General features: G+C 41.9%; 1 protein-coding gene. It reads left to right on the top strand.

The window, feature by feature from the left end:
• On the top strand, positions 1 to 252 hold a 252-nt coding region (locus tag IQR33_RS18920), incomplete at its 5' end, for a TAXI family TRAP transporter solute-binding subunit (protein WP_193843929.1).
• Positions 253 to 258 lie beyond the last annotated feature (6 nt).

The following is a 258-nucleotide window of genomic DNA, read 5'->3' on the forward strand; positions in this document are numbered from 1 at the left end:
GGTATGTACCGCGGTACAGACAAAGACGTAAACAGCTTTGGTGTTGCAGCAACAATGGTAACGACCTCTGATGTTTCAGACGATGTCGCTTACAACGTGGCAAAAGCTGTGTTTGAAAACTTTGATACCTTCAAACGTCTACACCCTGCATTCGCAAACTTGAAGAAAGAAGACATGGTGAAAGCTGGTCTTTCTATTCCTCTTCACCCAGGTGCAGAAAAATACTACAAAGAAATGGGTCTAATTAAGTAATTTCCT

The sequence above is a fragment of the Vibrio sp. OPT46 genome, from assembly GCF_015163535.1.
In the GTDB taxonomy this organism is placed as follows: domain Bacteria; phylum Pseudomonadota; class Gammaproteobacteria; order Enterobacterales; family Vibrionaceae; genus Vibrio; species Vibrio alginolyticus.